The organism is Ralstonia sp. VS2407 (assembly GCF_052950655.1).
On the sequence record NZ_JBRFVG010000289.1, the window covers coordinates 1 to 456 of the forward strand.

1 protein-coding gene and 1 pseudogene are annotated in these 456 nt (G+C 72.1%); both read left to right on the top strand.

From position 1 onward, the window contains the following. A pseudogene (locus tag ACU8YE_RS25100) lies at positions 1 to 190 on the top strand (MaoC family dehydratase); the annotation flags it as partial. Next, complete coding sequence (locus tag ACU8YE_RS25105; RefSeq protein WP_004529126.1) at positions 154 to 303, top strand: hypothetical protein; 150 nt, start codon at positions 154 to 156, stop codon at positions 301 to 303. The pseudogene ACU8YE_RS25100 and the gene ACU8YE_RS25105, both read left to right, overlap by 37 nt. The last annotated feature ends 153 nt before the right edge of the window (positions 304 to 456 follow it).

Genomic DNA, 456 nt, shown 5'->3' on the forward strand with positions numbered 1-456 from the left:
CGTCAGCGGCACGCATTATTCGGCGCGGATGATGGGCATGGTCGCGACCTTCGCGCCCTTCCTCGGCGAGCGGCGCGCCGCGCTCGGGCTCGGGCTCGGGCTCGAATTCGGTTTCCGCAAGGGGCTCGCGGCGGGCGACACCGTGACGATGACATGGCGATCGTTGCGATCGAGCCGAGCCCGAAGCTGAAAGGCGACGTCGTGCCCCTGGAAGGCTCGCTGTGCAATGCGGCGGGCGAGCTCTGCGTGATCGCGAAATCGATGAGCCTCGGCCTGCCGGACGACGCGATCGCGGCGGCTTAGCGGCGTGCCCCGTCGGCGACACGTCCGGCAGGGCGCCGTGCCCCGCCGCGCGGCGAGCGGGCGCCGTTCGCCGCGCCTCGCCCGTTTCGGATGACGAAGCATTCGTCCGACGAAAAGCGCGGGCATGCGGCGGCACGGCTGCGCCAGCGGCGG

What these genes read in the sequence shown, in the direction of transcription:
- ACU8YE_RS25105 (WP_004529126.1), top strand. Translation starts at nt 154, where the DNA reads ATGGCGATCGTTGCGATCGAGCCGAGCCCGAAGCTGAAAGGCGACGTC.